General features: G+C 58.5%; 21 protein-coding genes and 1 pseudogene. 16 read left to right on the top strand and 6 right to left on the bottom strand.

All coding sequences use genetic code 11. From position 1 onward, the window contains the following. A complete protein-coding gene (locus tag ABFX18_RS00305; protein ID WP_346056904.1) occupies positions 1-426 on the bottom strand; it encodes a hypothetical protein in 426 nt (141 codons plus the stop codon). 341 nt (positions 427-767) lie between these two features. On the opposite strand from ABFX18_RS00305, the gene ABFX18_RS00300 reads away from it, so the two are divergent. From ABFX18_RS00300 to ABFX18_RS00275, 6 genes are all read left to right on the top strand, one after another. After that, positions 768-1,868, top strand: a complete 1,101-nt coding sequence (locus tag ABFX18_RS00300) for an ArdC-like ssDNA-binding domain-containing protein (RefSeq protein WP_346056902.1) — start codon at positions 768-770, stop codon at positions 1,866-1,868. Then, positions 1,865-2,785 (top strand): bifunctional DNA primase/polymerase, encoded by a 921-nt coding sequence (locus ABFX18_RS00295; RefSeq protein WP_346056900.1) that lies wholly within the window; start codon positions 1,865-1,867, stop codon positions 2,783-2,785. Before ABFX18_RS00300 ends, ABFX18_RS00295 begins: the two co-directional genes overlap by 4 nt. Positions 2,786-2,838: 53 nt before the next feature. Beyond that, positions 2,839-3,432: a DUF2637 domain-containing protein gene (locus ABFX18_RS00290; protein ID WP_428833607.1), complete on the top strand. Its 594-nt coding sequence runs from the start codon at positions 2,839-2,841 to the stop codon at positions 3,430-3,432. A gap of 450 nt (positions 3,433-3,882) precedes the next feature. Further along, positions 3,883-4,749 (top strand): hypothetical protein, encoded by an 867-nt coding sequence (locus ABFX18_RS00285; RefSeq protein WP_346057151.1) that lies wholly within the window; start codon positions 3,883-3,885, stop codon positions 4,747-4,749. Continuing rightward, on the top strand, positions 4,746-5,744 hold the full coding sequence (locus tag ABFX18_RS00280; protein WP_346056896.1) for a ParB N-terminal domain-containing protein: 999 nt from the start codon (positions 4,746-4,748) through the stop codon (positions 5,742-5,744). The genes ABFX18_RS00285 and ABFX18_RS00280 overlap by 4 nt, the downstream gene beginning before the upstream one ends. A 30-nt stretch (positions 5,745-5,774) precedes the next feature. After that, positions 5,775-6,959, top strand: coding sequence for a PD-(D/E)XK nuclease family protein (locus ABFX18_RS00275; RefSeq protein ID WP_346056894.1), 1,185 nt, complete (start codon positions 5,775-5,777; stop codon positions 6,957-6,959). On the opposite strand, the gene ABFX18_RS00270 is transcribed toward ABFX18_RS00275, so the two are convergent. Next, on the bottom strand, positions 6,950-7,855 hold the full coding sequence (locus ABFX18_RS00270) for a methyltransferase (RefSeq protein WP_346056892.1): 906 nt from the start codon (positions 7,853-7,855) through the stop codon (positions 6,950-6,952). The two genes, ABFX18_RS00275 and ABFX18_RS00270, sit on opposite strands and share 10 nt — an antisense overlap. Positions 7,856-8,193: 338 nt before the next feature. Here ABFX18_RS00270 and ABFX18_RS00265 point away from each other — a divergent pair, with 338 nt between their 5' ends. The 3 genes and pseudogenes from ABFX18_RS00265 to ABFX18_RS00255 all read left to right on the top strand — a co-directional run bounded on the left by ABFX18_RS00265 (position 8,194) and on the right by ABFX18_RS00255 (position 10,193). After that, positions 8,194-8,721, top strand: coding sequence for a hypothetical protein (locus ABFX18_RS00265; protein ID WP_346056890.1), 528 nt, complete (start codon positions 8,194-8,196; stop codon positions 8,719-8,721). Positions 8,722-8,730: 9 nt separating this feature from the next. After that, positions 8,731-9,909 (top strand): annotated as a pseudogene (locus ABFX18_RS00260) (M23 family metallopeptidase); the annotation flags it as partial. A gap of 17 nt (positions 9,910-9,926) precedes the next feature. Then, the gene (locus ABFX18_RS00255) at positions 9,927-10,193 is read left to right on the top strand and encodes a DUF6112 family protein (protein ID WP_346056888.1); all 267 of its coding nucleotides are present in this window, start codon (positions 9,927-9,929) and stop codon (positions 10,191-10,193) included. 33 nt (positions 10,194-10,226) lie between these two features. Here the strand turns inward: ABFX18_RS00255 and ABFX18_RS00250 are convergent, their stop codons facing one another. Genes ABFX18_RS00250 through ABFX18_RS00235 form a run of 4 tightly spaced genes read right to left on the bottom strand, consistent with a single transcriptional unit; the run spans position 10,227 to position 14,063 of the window. Continuing rightward, on the bottom strand, positions 10,227-11,168 hold the full coding sequence (locus ABFX18_RS00250) for a PP2C family serine/threonine-protein phosphatase (protein ID WP_346056886.1): 942 nt from the start codon (positions 11,166-11,168) through the stop codon (positions 10,227-10,229). Then, on the bottom strand, positions 11,147-11,830 hold the full coding sequence (locus ABFX18_RS00245; protein ID WP_346056884.1) for a vWA domain-containing protein: 684 nt from the start codon (positions 11,828-11,830) through the stop codon (positions 11,147-11,149). Before ABFX18_RS00245 ends, ABFX18_RS00250 begins: the two co-directional genes overlap by 22 nt. A 29-nt stretch (positions 11,831-11,859) precedes the next feature. Beyond that, on the bottom strand, positions 11,860-13,425 hold the full coding sequence (locus ABFX18_RS00240) for a hypothetical protein (protein WP_346056882.1): 1,566 nt from the start codon (positions 13,423-13,425) through the stop codon (positions 11,860-11,862). Next, entirely contained in the window at positions 13,422-14,063 is a 642-nt protein-coding gene (locus ABFX18_RS00235) for a PIN domain-containing protein (RefSeq protein WP_346056880.1), read from the bottom strand. Before ABFX18_RS00235 ends, ABFX18_RS00240 begins: the two co-directional genes overlap by 4 nt. 1,060 nt (positions 14,064-15,123) lie before the next feature. On the opposite strand from ABFX18_RS00235, the gene ABFX18_RS00230 reads away from it, so the two are divergent. The 7 genes from ABFX18_RS00230 (at position 15,124) to ABFX18_RS00200 (ending at position 21,688) form a co-directional block, all read left to right on the top strand. Beyond that, on the top strand, positions 15,124-15,396 hold the full coding sequence (locus tag ABFX18_RS00230; RefSeq protein ID WP_217133237.1) for a DUF6112 family protein: 273 nt from the start codon (positions 15,124-15,126) through the stop codon (positions 15,394-15,396). Positions 15,397-15,432: 36 nt separating this feature from the next. Further along, complete coding sequence (locus tag ABFX18_RS00225) at positions 15,433-16,785, top strand: conjugal transfer protein TrbL (protein WP_346056878.1); 1,353 nt, start codon at positions 15,433-15,435, stop codon at positions 16,783-16,785. Between the two features lie 6 nt (positions 16,786-16,791). Next, positions 16,792-18,261 (top strand): SCO6880 family protein, encoded by a 1,470-nt coding sequence (locus ABFX18_RS00220; RefSeq protein ID WP_346056876.1) that lies wholly within the window; start codon positions 16,792-16,794, stop codon positions 18,259-18,261. Between the two features lie 89 nt (positions 18,262-18,350). Next, positions 18,351-18,707, top strand: a complete 357-nt coding sequence (locus ABFX18_RS00215) for a hypothetical protein (RefSeq protein ID WP_346056874.1) — start codon at positions 18,351-18,353, stop codon at positions 18,705-18,707. Between the two features lie 89 nt (positions 18,708-18,796). Beyond that, complete coding sequence (locus ABFX18_RS00210) at positions 18,797-19,579, top strand: hypothetical protein (protein ID WP_346056872.1); 783 nt, start codon at positions 18,797-18,799, stop codon at positions 19,577-19,579. Next, positions 19,576-21,087 carry an ATP-binding protein gene (locus ABFX18_RS00205; protein ID WP_346056870.1) on the top strand — a complete coding sequence of 504 codons (1,512 nt, stop codon included), beginning with the start codon at positions 19,576-19,578 and terminating at the stop codon, positions 21,085-21,087. The genes ABFX18_RS00210 and ABFX18_RS00205 overlap by 4 nt, the downstream gene beginning before the upstream one ends. 79 nt (positions 21,088-21,166) lie before the next feature. Next, positions 21,167-21,688 carry a hypothetical protein gene (locus ABFX18_RS00200; protein WP_346056868.1) on the top strand — a complete coding sequence of 174 codons (522 nt, stop codon included), beginning with the start codon at positions 21,167-21,169 and terminating at the stop codon, positions 21,686-21,688. The last annotated feature ends 376 nt before the right edge of the window (positions 21,689-22,064 follow it).

The raw sequence follows: 22,064 nt of genomic DNA, 5'->3' as shown, positions 1-22,064 counted from the left end.
TCACTCGGTTATCTCTTCATCCAGGAACTTGGTGATGGCTTCAAGTGTTTTTGGAGACAAGTCTCCGAGCGTGCGAGTCGCGTATGACTTCACTCGTGCAGCCCTCATGGCACGAACAAGATCAAGCTGCGCGTTTACCTTGTCGGGAGCAGAAACGTCGCTGTTTCCAGTGAGGAATGCAACATCGACGTCGAAAAACTCCGCGAGCCCCTCAAAGACGAGCGGATCATCGACTTTGCGGTGGCCGTTGACCATATACGTCCATCGTGATCTCGATAGGTTCACGCCACGCTCGTTCAAGAACGCGGCGATCACAGAATGTGAGGGTTCGGTCCCGGTTTCAGCGGTCTTCACGTCGAGTAGCAGGCGCAGGCGCTTCGCCAGCAGGTCGGCAGCGGCCTGGTTCTGCTCTTGAGTCTTGCTCATGATGCCCCTCCCCTCGGGATGGGTTCGGCAACGGTGACGTTTCACGCCAGTGCGACTTTTTGGTCATGCTCAATATAGCCCTTGAGCATGCACAAATCAAGGGTTGCGCATGCTCAACGATCCGGGTAAGACTTGAAGCCATGTGGCGTTAAGCATGCTCAACGAAGACTTGTTGGTCATGCATTTTGACCTGCGCCACTTCAGCACCGAGGAGGTGCACCATGCGATACCGCCATGCCAAAAATCGGCCCCCGCATCATTCCACCGGTCAGTTATGCCCACCTCTCAGATGTATTGCCCTCCGGGATTCACCGGTTGTGCAGCAAAGAGGAGGACGAGCGATGGCTACATACGAGGATCGCCAAGCCGCGCGTGATGCAAAGCTCGATGAACTGCATGAGACGTTGACCGGCGCGGTCGAGCAACTGGTGTCAGGTGATGACTGGAAGCGCGCTCTGACGTTCGCAGCAAACTTTCGCAGTCGTTCGTTCAATAACACCCTGCTGATTTGGGTGCAGCACCAAGCAGCGTTCGAACGGGGGTTGGTACCTGATCCAATGCCGTCTTACGTTGCCGGGTATAGGCAATGGCAGGATCTCGGACGTCAAGTGCAGAAGGGACAGCCTGGATATCAGATCCTTGCTCCGGTCACCGGTCGATTCGCTTCGGCGACGCCTGCAGATGCGGAGTCTTGGCGCAGGCTCAAGAAGTTCGAGAAGCCTCGCCCGGGTGAAGCCGTGCGCTCGAAATTGATCGGGGTGCGTCCCGCCTATGTGTGGGACGCTTCCCAGACCGCGGGCGATCCCTTGCCTGAACCGCCTTCGCCAAAGCTACTCGAAGGTGAGGCACCCCGAGGGCTGTGGTCCGGGCTTGCGGCGCGGATCGAGGCTGCGGGGTTCTTGCTGGGTGATGCGCCGGATGCGGCATCGATCCACGGTGCAAACGGAGTGACGAACTACACCGATCGCACCGTGCTCATAAGGGCCGACATTGATGACGCGGCCCGAGTGAAGACGCTCGCACACGAGCTGGGGCATGTGCTTATGCACGACCCCGAGAGCAGCGAGGTACGCCTGCACCGCGGAATTGGTGAGGTCGAGGCCGAATCAGTGGCGCTGATGATCGGGGCCGCACACGGCATGGACACCAGCAGTTATACGATCCCGTACGTCGCAGGTTGGGCAGCAAACGTTGATGGCAAAGAGCCAGTCGAGATCGTCAAGGCCACCGGAGATCGAGTGCGAGCCACCGCCCTGAAGATCCTCGATCAACTCGATACTGAGCAGCTCGGCAACGGCACCCCTCCCGGTCTTGAACGGGATGTACCGCAGCGGCAAGCACCCACGACGGAGCGAGCTTCCATTGCACATCCGGTTGGCAGTGCGGCGGGATCCACCCCACTGCGAGAACCGGCTGCAGCTGCGGCGAGGAGCCTCTCGTGAACGTGCGTCTGAGTTCGTGCTCGGCAGTACTGGGACAGATGCCGAATCAGGTGAGCGCCTTCGCAGTTGCGAGCAAGCTCGCTTCACTTGGCGTGCCCGTGTTTCCGGTCTGGTCAGAATCGAAGCGACCAGTGACGCGCCACGGTTTTCATGATGCCAGCACGGACGCTGAACAGATTGAAGCCTGGTGGTCATCGACACCAGAAGCCTCTCTCGCGATACCGACGGGCCAAGCATCTGGCGTCGTTGTTGTCGACATTGACGTGCACGGCCGCGTGAACGGTTACGACGCCGCAGCGCGCACCGAGCGCGCAGGCCTTCTCTCGGGGTGGGAGCTGATGGTCCGCACTCCCTCTGGCGGTCTGCACCTGTATTACCCCGTGATTGATGCCGCCGAGCAGCGGTCCTGGCAGTCAGCGAGTTCTGGCATCGACTTCCGAGGTGACGGCGGTTACATCATCATCCCGCCTTCATCGCGAATGATTGGTGCCCGCCTTGAGCGGTACGCGGTTGAACGAGTAAATCATGGCCTTACGCGCAGCCTCGACGCAGATCGACTTCGCGAGTTCCTCGATCCGAGGCCTGGTCGGCCCCGTCGGGTACCCACAGGTGATCGCGGGATGGATGTTGGTCGGCTTGCAGCGTGGGTGTCGCGTCTGCAAGAGGGCGAAAGGAATCACGGATTATTTTGGGCGGCCTGCAAAATGGCCGAAAACGATATCCCATCAGACACGGCACTTGACGCACTTGCTGCAGCCGGTGGCAGTGCCGGACTCGCCGAGCGCGAGATCATGACGACGGTTCGGTCGGCGTATCGCACGGTTCACGGCGCACCTGCGCGAGAACCATTTACGGCAGCGCTGTCGTCGACTGACCGGCCACCGCCTACCTCAACACGAGCGCAGGTGCTCTCGTGAGCACATCACCATCTAGTCACCGTTGGGCGGTACGGACCGCGGTCTGCGGGACCGTGTTCATCGCCGTGGGCGCCTTCTGGCTGTCATTCACCTCGCTTGCCGACCTTGCGCACCGATCTGGGATCGGTGCGGGACAAGCTTGGGCGTGGCCACTCATCGTGGACGGCATCATCGTGGTCGCAACCGTGGCTGTCGTCGCCCTCGCTGGCAATCGCGCCTCCTGGTACCCGTGGGCGCTCCTGGTCGGTGGTGCGGTGGTGTCGGTGACTGCCAACGCGATCCACGCGGTCATTGCTGCCGATGCCGACGTGCCCAGCATCCTCGCCGGAGCCGTCGCTGCGGTACCTCCAGTGGTGCTCTTGGCAATCACGCATCTCACGGTGATCCTGGCCAGGGCGTCGGGTTCGAAAGAAGTCGAGTCATCAATCGAAGCCTTCGAAGAAGTTGGAGCCGAGACAGCGGCACCGGATCGCCGTGCTCTCGCGTCGGCGCTACGCGGCATCGGCTGGACGAACAAACAAATTGCGAACGAACTCGATGTGCACCCCTCGACTATCGGCCGCTGGCTTTCCGCTGATGACCCCGAGGTGGTTGAAAGCGATGCACACCTACTCGCCAGTAGCGAATCAGCAGAGGAGAGATCATGAATGTCAACAGAGACCCCCGACCCGTACTTGGCGATGTTGCCGGGATCGACGGTATTCCCGATGCAGTTGAAGCAGCATCGTCACGGCGACTTCGCGGGCTGCCGGTCAACCCGTCTATAGCCACCGCCCGCGGTGTTGAATGGGTGCGGCCTACGGATCTCGTGGCCCGCGGCGCATCTCGGGTTGCCGGTGCTGGAATCGACTTTCAGAGAGAACTCGCGCGTCGTGCTCGCGCTGCAACATCCGACCACGTGCGTGCGCTCGGGCAGCGAGCACGGAGGCTCCCACCGTTGTCGGCATTTGGGCGAGGTAACACTGACCGTGGCATGGATCGAGGCGCCGTCGGCATGCGCTGAGCAGACGACGACACGGAGGCAGATCATGCAGAAATTTGCGGAGGGTCAGTTCGTGGGAACCGGTGTGCACCTGCTTGCCAGGAGGTTCCACACAATGATTACTGCAACCCAGAACGCGGCTTCCGAGGACTACACAAGTAGCGAAGGACTCCGACGAGTGCTCAAGCGATTGCATCAGCAAGGGCGGGGCGCATGGCAACGCGACCCAGTTGCTACTGATCTCATGAGCTTCGCCGCTGAAAAGTATGCAGCCCTCGCACGGAAGCACGGTCTCGACCCATGGGAGGCTGCAAGCGCCGCGTTTGATGTGATGCGTCTTCGCTCCACCAGGCTCGCCAATGACCCCTGGGCGGTCGTCACCCGCGGTGTGCAAGTCACCTGCATCGCAGAAGAGCGCGGGCAAGGGCTGCTGTGCTCAACAAACAAGGCCCGCCGCCCCCACATCTCCGAGTTGCATGACCCCGAGCGCATCTCCGACCGAGAGACACCGCTCTTTGACTACCATCCTTCGTTCCGCGCGACCGATCACTTCGAGTTCGAAGAAGAGCCAGCAAACGACGAGCAGCAAACCGAGACCTCGGTGGCACGTGCGTCCGCGCGCACAGCGATCGCTGATGCGGTGCGGCTATTCACCTTGCTCGACTGGCCCGAAGATGTTGCCACACTCGCGATCGACAGAGTCTGCGAAGCAACCGAACGCGCCGGATCACGAGTGAGCGCTTACGAAGCTCTCCGACGCGACAAGCACGCGCTCGTGCTGCTCGATCTGCCCGCAGCTTCATGGTCGGCACTGCTTCGCGCGATCCTCGGCAATACGCACCCAGCGTTGCAAGCAACCTCAGCAGGTCGGGGCATTCTGCTGCGCCTGCTGCTCGGCGAAACAGTCCACTCACTGCTGCACGACGAGGATCTCGTGTTTCAGATCGCACTCGCCGCTCCGAAGCGAGGCGAGCGATCATGAGCAACAGGGACGACAATTTCGTCGTCATCAGAACCGTCGACTCCATTCAAGTCGGCAACCGACACCGCAAAGACCTCGGTGATATCGACGCACTCGCCGCGTCGATCGCACGAGACGGCTTACTGCAGCCAATCACCGTTACCCCCGAGGGTGTGCTTGTGTGCGGTGCGCGGCGACTTGCCGCAATCAAACAGCTTGCTTGGGCTGAGGTGCGAGTGTGGGTGCGCTCTGGCATCTCCACCCAACTCGGGTACATGCTCGCCGAACAGAACGACAACATGCTCCATAAGCCACTCAGCCAGTTGGAAGCGGTGGAGCTGTATCGGGAGATGAAGGTAATTCTCGCCGAGGATGCTGCACAGCGAAAAGCTGCAACGCAGTTCGTGAGCGGCGAGAACCGCGGAATGTCCGGTCCCGCCGATTCGGCGGGACCGTCAACTGAACCACGTGGGGATGCACGGCGCCAGGCTGCCGAGATGGTTACCGGCACGTCCTCTTACACTCGCCTCGAAGAGATTAACTTCATCCAAGGCGTCGCCGAAGACCCGAACCAGCCCGAGGAAATTCGTGCCGCGGCACAAGGGTTTCTCGACGACATTCGCGACGAGGCTCCAGTGCACCCGTGCTGGCAACAGCTAAAGGAACTGCTCGCGGCGGCGAAGGCAGATCGTGACGTCTTGCTGCACCGGATCGCCGAAGAAAAACTTGCCGAGCTGCGAGCGGAGCAGAAACCGAAGAAGCGTGGGCAACGTACTTCCACACCAGCCCGGATGGAGCCGATGCCTGTACGGGCATTCGTGATCACATGGACCGAACTCGGCAACCTGTACCCGGTCACTGACCCAGTCCTCATCGCCGCAAAACTGACGCAGGCCGAAACCGAAATGTTCTTCACCGTTATCGACAACTGGGTCGAGTTCGCAGACCGACTCCGAGAGGCACTCGAGCAGCTCGATGACGACGATGAGGCAAAGCCCAACCTGCGCGCGGTCTGAGGGCAGACGCGTCTTGAATAGGCTTGGGTCATGCCTCGCCAACAAGAAACCGAAAGCCGTCTGGTCACTTCGCTGGTGCCTTCGCTTTCTCGAAGCCTCGCCGAGCAGTTCAATATCTTTCGGGTCATGCATCACGGCACTCACGAAAAACAACTCTCGAACGTCTTTGCCTGGCTCCTACGGGCCGATGGAACCCACGAGCTGGGTGACACCTTCCAACAGATCTTCATGGCCAGGATCAACAACACGCTTCCTGAAGGCGCCGAGTTTCCCACATTCGGGTATCGGGTCAGCCAAGAAGTAGACACCTCCGGCGATGCCGCGACAGGCAAGGACATTGCCGACATTGTGCTCATGACAGCTCAAGAGAGCGTCGTCGTTGAGAACTTCGGCACCTCCGACGGGCACGGCCATGATTATTATGGCTATCTTGCCCACGGTGCTCAGGGCGGAAGACGTAGCGTCGTCGTGCTGCTGTGCATACGACGAGAGAGCGAACTTCAGACCGATGGATGGGAACAAGCGGTCGTTCTCACCTATGCGGATCTCCTCAGCGATCTGTACGCGCACGTCAAAGCAGACAAGAAGTGGCGTCGAGACCACCCTCAGCAGAACTTCTTCATCAACGAACTGGTCGAAAACTTCGTGGAAGGACCAAGCCCCGTGAATACAGCCGATCGGATAGCTTTCATCAAGACAATGTGTGAGACGGGAGAATCTGCTCGATACGGACAACGTCCCCAGGATGCAGCCGCAGAACAGTTCGCCGAAATACTCGCTCAGCACGCGAAGCAACAGTTTGAAGACGGTCGAAAAACCCTTGGCGATGTCAAGAGGTACCTCCGCCAATACGCCCAACGACAGCTTATGCCCCAGGTCAACAGTGCACTTGGCAAAGAAGCTGTCGCCTCAGTTCGAGCGAATTTTGTTGGCAAGTGGGAATGGTACGTGCGACTCCTCAGCGCCAACGGCGACATGGTTGCGGGGCTTCTGTTTGGCCCGACTGCAGCTACTTACAATGACGAGATTCCAGATCCAGTCCAGCACCCAGACTTCGGCAAGGTCTTTATCCTGGTGCGGTCTTCTGACGTTGAGAGCCTGCACCAAACGGATATCAGCTTGGAAGATGTACTCACCGGATTTGAGCCAGCGGATGATCGACTCGTTCAAACTGTGGTCCCGCTTGTACAGATGAACCATGCAGCTCAGGAATGATTCCGTCTGATCGCCACAGTGTTGAACCGGCCGACACGCTCGATCCGGCCTTCGTGTCGATCTGCAAATTCTCGTAGCCGCGAATTAGCGTTAGCAAGTTGTTGCGAGGTGAGGTCCGCAGTGACCGGCGCTTCATCTTCTGCATACGCCGACAACACCAGTCGGCCACGGGCATGACGCATGATCGATTCCCAGTCATCGTGTGAAAGATATGACGCTGAGCCGCCGAGCGCGAGCACGAGATCAAACTGTGTCCCTGCCAGGTTGCGGCGCGCGAGCGTGTCCGCAAACGTTCTTGGCTCAACCCGCGCCACGAGCGGGTGCTTCCGCACCAATTCATTGAGCATCGCCTGCGAAGGGTCTATCGCTGTTAGGCGGGGGGCTTCTGTCAGCCCCAGGTCGAGAGTGAGCCCGGTGCCTGCGCCGATGTCGAGTGTGCGGCACTTGCGGTAACCGCGGGTGACTTCGTCTACGAGTCGCGTGAACCCTCGTTGTTCTTCGTCAGACGCGGTGAAGTCGCGATCCCAGTAGGTTGCGATTGCGTCGTAGTCGGAGTGGAACTCGCTCTTCGTGCGTGGCATGTTCTGGACACCGTAGACGTGGTCGGCACGACCTCTGTTGATCAGCGTCACGTCGTCGTGCTCTCGATCCATGGTCCAGTACTTCCAGCCGTCGTGAACAAGATAGATGCGCGTTGATTTGAAAAACTTCTGCGGCGCACCGAACGTGTGAATGACCCGAGCCGCCCTGGCAAAATCAGCCTTTGTCATTCCTTCAGTTCGCTCAGCGATGTATTCGTGTGGTGCGCCCTCCGCGTAGGTCACTGCGAAGCCCCAGTCCAGCTTCGCAATCTTGTTTTGCCACCATTCAAGGTCGTTCTCGGTGATCGGCAACACGCTTACGTTCTTCCCAATACTCACTTGCTCACTCAACTATCTCTGCGCGTCTTGAATGACGTGCGACTTCTTGTGGTTTCGAGTATGAGCCCAGCCACCGACATTCCTCGGTCAGTCGGATTCTGTGCTGGGTCACGTAAGGATTTCGACAAGACTTCATAGTCAGCGGCGTGCACCTAGTGGGCATGAAGACTTCACCCGACTCGCGCACACGCCGAAAGCTCATCGCTCTGACACTCAGCGGCGCAATCCTCGTCGCCCTGGTCGCAGTTGGTGGGTACGGACTTCTTACCGGACCCCGCGACGCACCACCACCAGAGCCCCCAGCATCGTCCCCGGTGGCCCCTGCCACGCCATCTCCATCGGATACCTCGCGGCCAGTCGCACCACGGATCGCTCCCACAAGTGATCCCGAGCTGTTCGCTCGTCGTGTTTCAGCTGCATTGTTCACTTGGGACACAGGGGCCGGGCTGGTGCCGCTCGACTACACATCGGCGATCCTCGACGTTGGCGATCCGTCCGGCCACGAGCAAGCGGGGCTCGCCGCAGACATGGCAAGCTACATGCCCACGCGTGACGCATGGGTGAAGCTGCGCGAGTACGCGACAACTCAGTCGATCGAGATCGACACCGTCGTTGTGCCCGACGCCTGGGCAGATGCGGCCGCGCAAGCGAAACCTGGGCAGCTCCCGCCCGGTGCGATCGCGTACACGGTCGATGGCATTCGTCACCGCGACGGTGTCTGGAACGACACCGCAGAAACACTCTCAGTGCCGGTCGCATTCACGCTGTTCATGGCCTGCCCTCTCGACGGCGATCCCTGCTACCTACTACGACTGTCGCAGCTCGATAACCCACTTCGATAGGAGCACTCAATGTTGAAGAAGCTCGCCATCGGAGCCCTTGCCTTAGCCTTTGTGGCGCCGACGCTCGGCCTCGTCGGCATCGGGCTCATCATGAATCCCGCCACAACGTCGACTTGCACTGTTGATGGTCTCTTTGTACGTAATGTGCCCGACTCGCTAACTGTGACGACTGCGAGTGGGCACACGTTCGAATTGAACAAGCAGCAGCTCACTCACGCGGCCACGGTCATCACTGTCGGTTCCGAGATTGAGGGTGTCACCCGTGACGCGTTGAAGATCTCACTCATGGCGGCACTTACCGAGTCGACGCTGCGGATGCTCGCGAACACCGGCACCTACCCAGAATCAGGCGACTACCCGAACGACGGTAACGGCTCGGATCACGACTCGCTCGGTCTGTTCCAGATGCGCCCCCAATCTGGATGGGGCACGGTAGCCGAACTGATGGACCCGAAGTACCAAGCAGCGGCATTCTTTGGAGGGCCGACTGGACCGAACTACCCTTCGCCGAGGGGCTTGCTCGATATCCCCGGATGGCAATCAATGGGACTCGGTGAAGTCGCCCAAGCCGTGGAAGTCTCGGCGTTCCCAGACCGATACGACAACTATGCGCCTGTAGCCGAGAAGATCCTCGTCACCCTCACCACCGGAAGCGCCACGGCCAGCGCTTCATCAGCAGACTCTGCCGTGCGTACCGTGCCTGCCACGAAGCCGACGGTGTCCTCGAAGGTGGTGTTTCCGCTGCCTGAAGGCACCTGGGCAGTCACAGATGGCTTCGGTCCCCGGATTGATCCGATCTCCGGAAAACAGAGCACCCACTACGGGCTCGACCTCGGTGCTGCAGACGGCACCCCGATCCTGGCTGCTGTCGACGGAGTCGTCACCGTTGCCGAGTTCACCAGCAGCTACGGCGGGCTGATCATCATCGAGCACCAGGTCGGTGGCGAAACAGTCGCGACCGCGTACGCACACATGTGGCAGCACGGCATTCACGTGATCGCAGGCGAACGCGTCATCGCGGGCCAACACATTGGAGACGTCGGCTCGTCAGGCTATTCGACCGGAGCGCACTTGCATTTCGAAGTGAGACCGGGCGGCACCAACGGTACGGCGATCGACCCTGCAGCGTGGCTCAACGCTCACAACGCTGCAGATCTCCCCGAGGCGACTACTGGGCCTTCTGGCTGCACGAACTGGGGTGCATAATGGACGTCTTTCCTGACTTTGGCGGCCTCGGAGGGATCGGCGACCTCAAGGTCGTCATTGGCGCCATGCTCACGATCATTCTGGTCGTCGCGGTGCTCATGGTCATTGTCAGCGCGATCCTTTGGGCTGTTGCTTCGTCGGCTGGTAACCCCGGTCTCGCATCCAAAGGCCGAACCGGAGTTTTCGTCGCTATTGGAGCAGCAGCCCTCGCAGGAGGCGGCGTCACCTGGATCAACTGGCTGGTCAACCTTGGAGAGCAACTGTGACTCTTCTTGCGACCGCTCTGTCCCGAGCAATCATCAACAAGTCATACCGGACCCTACGGGTGTAGGCGCTGCACTTCTTGCAATCAGTACTATCGAACAGTCGTCGTGTGTCCGTGGCGCAATAACCTCTTTGAGTGTCACAGCGAGTTGTTCGTTCATCACCTCTTCAGGAAGCTCTCGACCTGCATTTAACAATTTTGAACACGCCTGCGCCATTTCATTCGTAGTGCGTTTATAGAGTGAAACTTCAGGCCCATCAGACATGAGTACGAAACCAATGATGTTCCTGGTGCGGGTATCTAGGTGCCCGCGAAATACACGAATGTATTCTTCAGCGTCCTGGGAAGTTATGAACCTCGTTTCGTTTATGAATTCACCATTATCTGGCACGCTGAGAGGTTTCGTTCTGGGGCCAGACTTCAGGAGATGTTCGATGCCGATAACCCCATCCCCGATATGCAGTGCAACAAATCGCCCGCCATTTATGGCGACAACGAGGAGAGTCGCCGCGAGGTCCTGCAGGTCACACTGGACTTGAGCTTGTTCGGTTCTGGGCGGCAGACCAAATTTCTTGCGTTCCTCCTCGGAGAAGTTGATCCCTGCAGATGCAAGCTCACGGAGTTCTCCCCGAAGATCCTCAACAAGACGCGTGCGAAGAGATCCAAGATTGTTCGTTGCCCTGAATAATGGCTCAAACTGCGCCTGAAGCAGCGCTTGCGCGCGAGCAACTAGGAGCTGAGCACCATAATGAGAAAACCTAGATGAACCTGCACCATCTGACAGCGCACCTGTCACAGTCCCATCTGGAAAAGTTCGAGTAGCTACGTGGTCCTGGCAGGGTGTCGAAGTTTCCAGATGTGAGCGCCCCTGTTGAGCCGCGCCCGCCGTACGCCACTCTGCAGCAGATCCATCCTGTGGTTCCAAACCAACGCGACAAGATTGTTGCGGATCTGTCAAAACTTGAAGTCCGCCCACGATGTGACTCCGTCCACATCGATTGGAACGCCATCACCCGGAGTTGACTGCGAAACGCGTGACACAGAGGCACTCAGCCAAGAGAAGAATGATTGGAAATTCAGGCCTTGCAGTTTAAAAGCCGGACGAGGAGCGCTGAATCTGTTGAGGGTAGACATGTCGGCTTCATCACCAATACCGATAGGGAACACCACGAGCTTCCGGTCGGCAGCTAGCTTTGCGACTCGCGCAATCTGCGCATCGAGAACAGCCGCTGAGCCGTTCGGTTGACCATCAGTCATGAGCACTAGCCACGGCTGGTAATAGTCAATTCCATTGTCTTTGTAAGCCTGCTTGCGCTCATCAAGGAGATCTAGCGAAAGCTTGACCGCTTCGCCAAGCGGAGTGTTGCCATTTGCTGCGAGTACGGGCGGATGGGGTTGGCTCGCTACCGTCTGGAAATCTGTTTCCTTCTGAACTGGCCCAAACGTGACGATACTAATTTCGGCGCTGAACTTAGCGATTTCATCATGGTTTATCGCCTCATAGAACGACGCAACACCGGAATTCAACTCCTGCATCGGAGCCCCGGACATAGAGACCGAGGCGTCGAGACAAAGACTGATGGCGACGCGTGAAGTCGGGTTATCAACGAGGTCGTCGAGTGAGATCAAGCTTGACATGGATGCTGCTTTCTGAGTTATGGTCCGGACTATCCACCTGCGGATGCAAGGGCGGAGATGATTATGATTGCGGCGACGATCGCTACACCCCAGCCGATCATTGCTCCCCAAGAAGGCGCGGACTTCGTGGGCTGCGTATTGATGCCTCCGGACGCGGAGGTCTGTCGAGCGGCGGGGGGTGACTTAGCCAGGTGTGCATGGCGACGGCAGTAACCTCCACGCTCATCGTGCATCCACTTTGCGGCAATGTATCCACACTGTTTACAACCAACATTTCGCCAGCAGTCGTCACAGTATTCGGCACGGGGCCCACGGGTGGGAGTGAACATTTTTCCACACGTCGGATTCTTGCATTGCAGTTTGGTTGAGGTGCGGGTGGCGGAGGAGCGGCTAACATCGGTTCGCGCGTACTGTCGATTACTGACGGTGGTTGACCTGCGTGGACGACGAAGGTGTTCATCGCAGAAGATATAGAAATTCTCCTCCGTCGGCACGAACCTGTTCGTGCACCCCTCCTGTTTGCACCGTTTCATCTTGCGGCGGGTTGGGAAGATGTCCATCGCCATAGGATCATTCTTGAGCATTTTGTCCGCACTGCTCAGATAGCCGGTGAACAAGTCCGTCCATGCAGCAGTTGTGTACCGTCTAGCCGGTGAGAAATGGGCGCCGCCCTTCTTAAAGGTGTCCGCGAATGCTTCGCGTACACGGTATGCCATGTGGTTCCAGATGAAACCCCACTTGCCGGGAGGCACAGAATCATCTTTCCCCTCATAGGGAAACAAGCCTGCCTTAATATTCTCGGCCGGCGAACTCCCTCCGACCGCTGAGTAGGGAGGTTTTCCTGGCAGCATAATCATGAAAAGGAGAGTTGCTATGGCAAAGTTCTCCATCTCCTGCGTCCTCAAGAATGTCTTAAAATCCTTCCCGGACACCTCTGGAGGTGTGAAATTTGCGGTACCAACCGTGCATGGGTATCCCTCGATTTGGTAACTATCGCAGTCGACGAAATAGACCTCGCGAGGTGACACCACCAAGATATTTGCAGCGTTGATGTCGCCGAGGATGACTCGACGGTCGTTTAGGAAACGAATCATTTCCAGAATCGTCAAGCAAAGTTGAATGGTGTCTTTTCGAGTCCATCGAGGGAACTTCTGCGGCAAAAGCATTGGGATAAATACCGACTTGCTGAGCTCCACGCCTTTGGCTTGAGGCATCAGGTACCCAACAAACTCCTCGGAAGAGTTAAAGAGGATTGCCTCGGGGAAACAAATTCCGGGATGTCGGACCGGCTTGGAGATCATCGTTTGCAGTTTCGCGAGACGATCAGTCGTGATCTTTTCCCGGTGGTAGACCTTCGCGACGTATCCCTTTACATTTGTCGAGAAAACCGCGCCCTCACCGCCTTCAGCAAGCTTAGTGTTGAGTGCAATTTGTTTCCGGACTTGGCCGTCGTCTGCAATGAGGGTTGCCGAAACCGTGTCCCCGCGATTGCTGCCTTCGCCTGCCAGCTCGCCTCTGACTTGTATCTGGGTGCCTGCAGGAGCTAGTGAGGTGACTGTTGCGAAGCGTTGAGATTCAGAAACAGGGTTAATCATGCTTTACCGAGTCCAACCTTCTCCCACCACGGCTTTGAAGCGGGCATAGGCACTGGCGTGGTCCCGGCGGCTGCACTTTCAACAGTGGGGGTCTTGCGTTGCCGCGGATCTCGAATAAGGTCAGAGAAAGCTCGAACCCGACCGTCGCGGGCAATCCGGGAAACAGACATAGATTGGCCGCCACGCGGTCTTACCGACTCAAACTCGATTATCCGTTGCAGGTCTTTCGCAAGCGCGCGGTCCTGAGTAATGAAATGCAGGTTTGCCTGCGTTCGGAACTTGAGTGCTACTGAGAGAAGCACTGCATCTGCGAACGGATCGTTGGAATCCCCGGCGATTTCGATCGTGCCGGCGGAGACGAGGGACGAGAGCTTTGCAAGTGTGTAACTTGCTCTCTTTGCAAGGTCCTTCTTCTGGCTTGAGCGTGAGTGTTTAACCAGCTCGTCATGGTTTCGGGTTGCAAGCACCAGCCGCCCGGTCTCCGCAAGCCTCGGAATCTCGTTAGTCCAGAATGTGGATTCCTTGGCATGATCGTGAACGATCTCTTCACCCTTCCTTTCATCACCATTCCAGCAGGAGACGAGGAGGCTTGAAGTGTCAAAGAAAACGAGCGTCCTAGTGCGGCTCACTGGATTCACCGCCTGTGATCGCCTCGGTTACTTCATCCGAGTTGATACCGATACTCGCTCCGTCGAACCTGACGATTTTGCTAGACACCTGCTGCGCGTTCGCGCCGACTTCGCCCCAACCAACGATCTTGCTTTGGGGAAGGGCACTCTCCGGCTTCGCGGTAGTATCTGGGCGAAAAGTTTGGGGCTGACTGCTATCAAACCCGAGAATCTTAGATCTGGGGTGGATCGCTGCGGGCTCCCCAATGTTAGAAGTGGCTCTCAGCGATGTTTGGAATCTCACCCTTGAGACAGGACGTAAACGGTGAGGCTTTGAGGTTGGTCGTAGTGAACTTTTCGACCTTGTAAGATCATTCACCAATTTGGAAGTGCGAGCCTGAACGTGGGTCGCGGATTGCCGAACTGATTCGGTACGTCTCAAGGATTGTTTCCGAGCCACGGCATTACCGATATAGGTCGAGCGTCTTTGTCCATACCCGTGTAGTCCCTGATTGCGCCCTGTCACAACTCCTGCTGTCCAACTTTGTCTAGAGCCAGTGCCAGGTCTAAATGTCGAGCCAGCTTTGCTGACGACCTTGTTGCCGATGTACTGCGCGTGAGCCTTGGAGTATCCCTTGGCTTGGTACTGCCCAGAAATCTTCCCAGCCACAAATGAACGTGTGTTCGCTGAATAGGTTCGGCCGTTACCTCTGCTGGAGGTACCTGAGCGCGTTGATCCTAAAGTTCCGCGAGATGAAGAAATGTAGCGGCCAGAGCCACCATAACCACGAGCGGTGCTGCCACGGTAACTACCTCCTCGATATTTGGCCATCTTCCATCCTCCAATCAGCGATATTTCAGAGCCTATCGTCAGCCTCAGACATTCACATACCAACAGCCGCATGGTTCTTATCTCAGCCTAAGGAACTTCCGTGAAGGACTGACTCCCCGCAGGGCGTGCCGGGGCACCTTGTAGGCGACCCTGTTTCGTCTACCGCCGCTCTGGCGGTTTTGCTGCAAGGAGCACGCCGTGTTCGAACTCACCACACCGCTTGCGGAAGCATCCGCTCTGCTGACCACCCAGGTGCCGATGAATATCGACATCACTCCAAATGACTCGGGGCTTCCTGGCATCTCGCAGCTTCGCACCATCGTTGGCGCGGTCATGACTGTCGGCCTAATCCTGAGTGTGCTCGCGCTCATTGTGTCGGCGATCGTGTGGGGCTTCGGGTCAAACTCATCGAACCCGCATCTGGCATCGCGCGGCAAGGTGGGCGTGCTCGTCTCATGCGGCGCTGCTGTACTCTGCGGCGCAGCCGTCACCCTCATCAACTTCTTCTGGGCCGTAGGCCAGCAGGTTTGATCCGCACTCGTCACTAACCCAAAAAGGGGGCCTCTGATGAGTGTGTGCGACATCCCGGTCATCTCAGCAGTCTGCGAAACCGCCGGTGAAGCGGCGGCGACTCTTGTTTCAGCACCGTTCGACTGGCTTGCCTCGACCATGGGGCAAGCCGCCGGGTGGTTACTCGAAACAATGTGGCAAGTGTTCGACTCGACGACCCTCGTTGATGTCACGAGCGACGGCTATCTCGGCGTCTACAATCTTCTATTTGGGATCGGCGTTTTCGTCGTCCTCCTGTTCTTCACCTTCCAGCTGGTGCTTGGCCTGATCCGCCGCGAGCCTGCCGCACTTTCACGTGCAGCGCTGGGGGCTGCGAAAGCGGTCCTCGGCTCATTCGTTGTCATCACATTGACCGCGACCGCGCTTGAGGTCGTTGATCAGCTCTGCATCGGCATCGTGCAAGCTGCCGGAGAAACCACCGGCACCATGGGAGACAAAATCATGCTCCTGACAGCTGGGCTTTCGACAATCAACGTCGCGGCCCCAGGCGTCGGGGCGATCGTGACGATATTCCTCGCCGGACTCATGATCTGTGCGGTCGCAATCGTGTGGTTCTCACTCCTGATCCGCAAAGCATTGCTGCTGGTTGCGATTGTGCTCGCTCCGATCGCGTTCGCTGGCGCCGCATGGGATGTCACCCGTGGATGGGTCGGGAAATGGGCCGCGTTCGTGATCGCGTTGATCGTTTCAAAGCTGGTGCTTGTGGTCGTCTTCCTCATCGCGATCACTCAGATCTCCACCCCGATCGCTGTTGATCTCGCGGCGGTGACCGAACCTGTGAGTGGGATCGTGCTGCTCTTCATCGCGGCGTTTGCCCCGTACATGGTGTACCGGTTCATTTCGTTCCTCGGCTTCGATCTGTACCACGCCATGGGTAGCGAACAAGAGGCCAAGAGCGCCATCAACCGTCCTGTTCCCGTGCCCGCCAAAGCACAGGGTGACGGAGTCAAGAAGATTCTCGATGGTGGCGGTAACGGTGGATCCGCTGCAGGCGCCACCGGTGCGAAATCTGCCGCTTCCGGTGCCGGTGGTGGCGCAGCAGCGAGTACAGCTGGCGGCTCTGGCGGTGCAGCAGCGGGCGGTGCCGGAGCAGGTGCGGCAGCGGCAGGCCCTGCCGCCGCAGTCGTCATAGGTGCAGAAGTCGCGAAAGCTGCGGCTACGGCAGGACCGAAACTCGGCGGCGTCGTCGGAAGCACCGCAGAGACAGCGGCTGGTTCCGCTGGCCAGACCGCGGCGCCAACCGCAACATCTCAGGCAGCTCGACCTGCCTCGCCACAACCGAGGCCACCGTCGACTGATCCTGCACCGCCGAGACCCGCGCCACCTGCACCGAGACTTCCGAAGGAGTGACCCGCCATGTCTTCGAAGAACGCACCGAACCACAGTGCTGGAGAACTCACGCCCGTGAAGTTCTCCAGGCTGACCCGCCGTGGCATTCTGCTCGGCTTCTCCGTATCGCAGCTCATAGCTCTTGGAGTCGCCGTCGGGACTCTGGTGTGGGCGTTCTACGCGGGAGGAGGCATGCTCATCGCTTTCACCGCACCTGTTTGGGTGCTTGCTGCTGCGCTGACGTGGGTACCGGTTGCGGGGCGTGCGTTCGTCGAGTGGATCCCAGTCGCGTTCTGGTGGATGTGGAAGTCAACCGGAGGGCAGTTACTGTACCGTCGCAGGGTGGTGACGCCCCGACCCGCAGGAACGCTCGCTCTGCCCGGGGATATGGCTCGGCTTCGTGAATACGAAGATCCCGTCACTGGAGCGGGAATGGTCCATGATCCTGCAGCAGGAACTCTGACTGCCGTACTCCAAGTAGCCCATCCCGCGTTCGTGCTCCTCGACCCGGGAGAGCAGGAACGCCGTGTGGCCTCGTGGGGTCGAGTGCTTGCGACGGTCTGCCGCTCCGGGCGAATCTCCATGCTGCAAATACTGGAGCGCACCCTGCCTGATTCCGGTACCGGACTTGCCGAGTGGTGGGCGGCGCACGGAACACAGGACGATACCTGGGCGTCAACGACATACGCGGAACTCATCGATCGGGCGGGCCCCACTGGGGAACGTCATGCGACGACACTGTCGCTTTCGCTCGACATGCGCGCAGCATCGCGCCAGATTCGCACAGCGGGCGGCGGAGTCCGCGGAGGTGCCGCCGTCTTACGGCAAGAAATGTCCACGCTAGTCGCGGCCCTGCGATCTGCGGATCTCTCACCATCCGCGTGGCTCAATTGCGGGCAGATCGCAGTGATTCTGCGCTCCGCTTATGACCCGGCTATCGCTGCAACGCTCGAACGTCACGGCGAACTCGGTCAGTCGCTGGCAACTGCTGGGCCGGTCGCGGTCAATGAATCATGGTCAGGACTCCGCACCGATTCCGCCCATCACGCAGTGCTGTGGATCAGCGAATGGCCGAGGTCAATGGTGTTCCCTGGGTTCCTTGCACCAGTGCTGCTGTCGAGCGGCATCCAACGCTCGTTCTCGCTACTGTGCATCCCAATGCGTTCCGACCAGGCGGCCCGAGACATCCGCAAGAAGAAAACCGAGTACATTTCTGACGCCCATCAGCGGCAGCGGATCGGACAGATAGAGGACGCATCGCAGACCGCCGAGTTCCACGATGTGCTTCAGCAAGAAGCCGACCTGACTGCCGGTCATGGCGTGCTTCGCTACACCGGTCTTATCAGCGTCTCGGCGGCGAGCGCCGAAGAACTCGACGCATCGATTGCTGCGATCGAACAAGCCGCAATACAGGCGTCATGCGAGACCCGCTTGCTAGTTGGCCAGCAAGCCCAGTCGTTCACCGCAGCAGCGCTGCCTTTGTGTCGGTTGGTCTGATATCTTGCGGTGAGCAGTCAACATCTGAAGCAAAGTGGTCGCGACCTGAACCGGACAGTGCGGTGGAACCTCAGAATAGAATTCGGAATATGAGTACGCGGGCGAAGTTCGTATTGTCTAGTGTGAAGATTCTCGGAGCCTATTTGCTGCTCGCCGTGGTTCTCTCATTCATCGCTTTGTTGATCATGGTTCTGCTGGATATCTCAGTGAATTTTGATTTCACTTCGATGCTCCTCTCGACAATTCTCCTAATAATCTCTCTCATTGATTTCGTGCGTGTAGTTTGGCAGGTGCCCAAGTTTGTTAACGACGGAACTTTCATCGGCAGTAACAAGTCTCCGGCCTCGACCGCGGCTGCTTTCACGATGTCAGTTTTTGTCATGTCTGCTGCGCTTACATTGATCACTTGGATCCGATTTCTCAATGGGCTCAGCGCCTCCACTTAACTCTTGAAGCAGTTATTTCGAATCACTGTCTTCTTATGACATGAGACTGCACACCTTCGGGATAAAGCATCATCTTGGAGGTAAATCTCATGCCAACGTTCTACGACCCCGGCGCCGACGCCGGTGAAGCATATGAAGCGCTACGTGGTCTGGCGCATGCGAGCCGCCGGTTCGAGCATCCGAAGGACATGTACGGCGTTGTGGGGGATCTGCTTGGCGGGGTGCGATCGCTGAGACAGGTGCTCGACCAACTCGCCACTGCTCACGCCTCCAACAGGCCACTGGCCATCGACGACAGCGGCGACCATTCGGCAGGATCCAAAGACGCACTGGCAGCAGCAGACGAGCTTCACCGGGCCGCAACGTTCATCGACCAGGCGGAAGAGCGACTGAACGCGGCGATGTCAGCAGCTGGCCGAATCGCGTGGCTCTCCGAACCATCCAACAGCCCGGTGTCAGTCCAACGCTGGATAAGCGTCTGCTTTCTGCAAGGCGACGACGCCGATGAGCTGCTGCAGATGATCGATGATGAAGGTGCCGATGCAGCGCTGGCTTACTTAAAGAACTGGGACTACGGCGACGAAACAACCCAAGCTGCACTTGAGAACGGCTACGTTTACGACCTCCCGCCCACCGGCCCCCTAGAGCAAGAGATCCGTAGCGGAAACTACGACATGACCTTCAGCCACTCTTTCGGCCATGTCGGCCTCTACCGTCTCCACGTGATCAACCCCACCGACGCCATCACGGACGACCATCCCATTCGAGCAGGATCACTCGCAAACGACCTGCAGTCCGCCACAACACCGTCGTCGTGGTTTGAACATCCTGGCATCGCAGCGGTCAAGCGAGCGAGAGGTCTGGGGCTGTGAACAAAGACGAGACCGAACACCTACATACCTCTGTGCTCGTCGCTCCGACAGCCGAGAAACGTCGCCTGCGTAAACAGCGGAGCGCGGCAGCCAAGAAACTTCAACTCGAACAGCGTGAAGCCGAGAAGCGTGCATTACGTAAGAAGTATGAGTCCGAACAAGCCGAGCGCCGGTCCACCATCTACCTGCCGAGCGCAGGCGCACCCGGCCCTGCCCAGCTACGTTCACCCGGCAAGTTCAAGCTTCCGCGGCATCAGGACACCTCCGCCACCCTTGCAGGCGCATACCCGTTTCTTGCCGAAGGTGGGCTCGGATCCGACGGCGTGTTCATCGGGCAAGATCTCTACTCGGGCGGCTCATTCGTGTACGACCCCTGGGTGCTCTACGCACGCGGCCTCATCACCGCACCAAACCTTGTGCTCGCGGGCATCGTCGGCTCCGGCAAGTCATCACTCGCCAAGAGCCTCTATACGCGATCACTCCCGTTTGGGCGACGCGTCTACGTACCCGGCGACCCCAAAGGCGAGCACACCGCAGTAGCTGAAGCAGTTGGCGGGCGCGCGATCGTGCTCGGACACGGACTCACTACACGCCTCAACCCGCTCGATGAAGGCTACCGCCCCCTCGGAATGAGCGATGAGACATGGGCATCGACAGTCGCCGCTCGTCGGCGCGACCTCATCGGTGCACTCGCTGAAACGGTGCTCACACGTCCATTGACTCCGCTGGAACACACTGCGATTGACACTGCCCTGACCGAGACGGTCCGAGCAAACTCAGTGCCGATCCTGCCTATGGTCGTAGACCAAATTCTCTCACCGAGCGGCACTGCCGACCCTGACGGCCGCCTGGCAGAAGACGGCCGTCTTGTGGGTCACGCACTCCGACGACTGGTCGCAGGTGACCTCGCCGGGCTCTTCGACGGACCATCCACCGTGCAGTTTGACCCGACCCTGCCGATGATCTCACTCGACCTTTCACGCGTCGCAGAAAACTCGACCCTCATCTCAGTGCTCATGACCTGTTCGTCAGCGTGGATGGAGTCTGCACTGCTCGACCCAAACGGTGGGCAGCGGTGGTGCATCTACGACGAGGCGTGGCGACTCATGTCTCACCCTGCGCTGCTCAAGCGGATGGACGCACACTGGCGACTTGCACGCCACTACGGCATCGCCAACATGCTCATCTTCCACAAGCTCACCGATCTTGAAAACGTCGGCGATCAAGGATCAGCCATGCGCGCCCTCGCAAACAGCCTGCTTGCGAACGCTGAGACGAGAATCATTTACCGGCAAGAGTCCGACCAGCTCGGTGTCACTGCCGCATCGCTCGGTCTCACGGGCACCGAGCAGAAACTCTTGCCTGGCCTCGGCGTGGGGCAGGGGCTCTGGCGGATCAAGGATCGATCTTTCGTGTGCCAGCACCAGCTGCACCCAGCCGAGCTAGAGCTCTTCGACACGACCGGCCGCATGACCCGATCAGCACACAGTTACCAGCAGGTCCGGTAGTGAGCCAGACACTCGCAAGTTTCTGGCGTGGCCGTCTAAGCTGGCTTCAACGCGACCTTCTCGAGAACGGATCTGCTCCATGAAGTATGGTGACGAAGCCTCAATTATGCGAGCGCTCGATATAGATTCTTGGCGCAACCTCTCTAAAGACAAGATTGTCAAGTTTGCAGCAATGATGCCTGACATGGACAAGGAAGTTGCGCTCAAGATCATCGAACAGTTCCCGGAGTTCCGGTTGTTCGCTGCTGACTCAGTCGGCGCAATGGAGAAAGCTCATAGCGCAACTATCAGTGCAAACCGTGACAGCCAAGAAAACGTTCACAAGGCATATCAAGACATTAGGTTAATCCTGGCTGGCGAACTCAAAGATGAAAACTTGACCTGGGAACAAAAGCAACACATATACGGCCTATTGATGGAAACTGGCGAGAAGGACAACGAGACCCATGTAGGGACCCAACGTAGCCTTGGCTCTTGGCTCAAGAACGTCGGGACTGTGGTCGGCTTATCCGTACTCGCAGGGGTTGTCTTCGTAGGTGGGAGGATGTTGTTAGAAACTCGGGACGGCACTGAATCGAACACCGACACGGTCGACACCTGAGTGTGTACTGACTGAGCTGGTTGGCCTTTCTCCACTACTGCCAAACAGCCAATTGCGTCTGAAATCGCAGTGCGATTCAACGCTTTCGGTTGCGGACGTACACCTCTGAGACATGAGTACTCAGAGCATCGACCTGCAGCCCGAATTGCCCCTTATTGATCTACCACTAGCTGTCGTTACAGTCGGCGAAATAGGCGTGGTTAGCGCAGTGTTTGACGGCATCGAGGTCCCGCCTCCGATTCATGCGGAGCACTGGAGTCGAGCACAGTTCGGCGAGCTACTGGACGCACTCACTCAACAGTGCAGTCGCACGATACGTCTCGAGGTACGGGAAAGCGACGGGAGCGTTTTCACTGAGATCATTCACGCGAGGCGC

It is taken from the genome of Leucobacter alluvii (assembly GCF_039530485.1).
Classification (GTDB): domain Bacteria; phylum Actinomycetota; class Actinomycetes; order Actinomycetales; family Microbacteriaceae; genus Leucobacter; species Leucobacter alluvii.
This window is presented reverse-complemented; position numbering and strand designations above follow the sequence as displayed.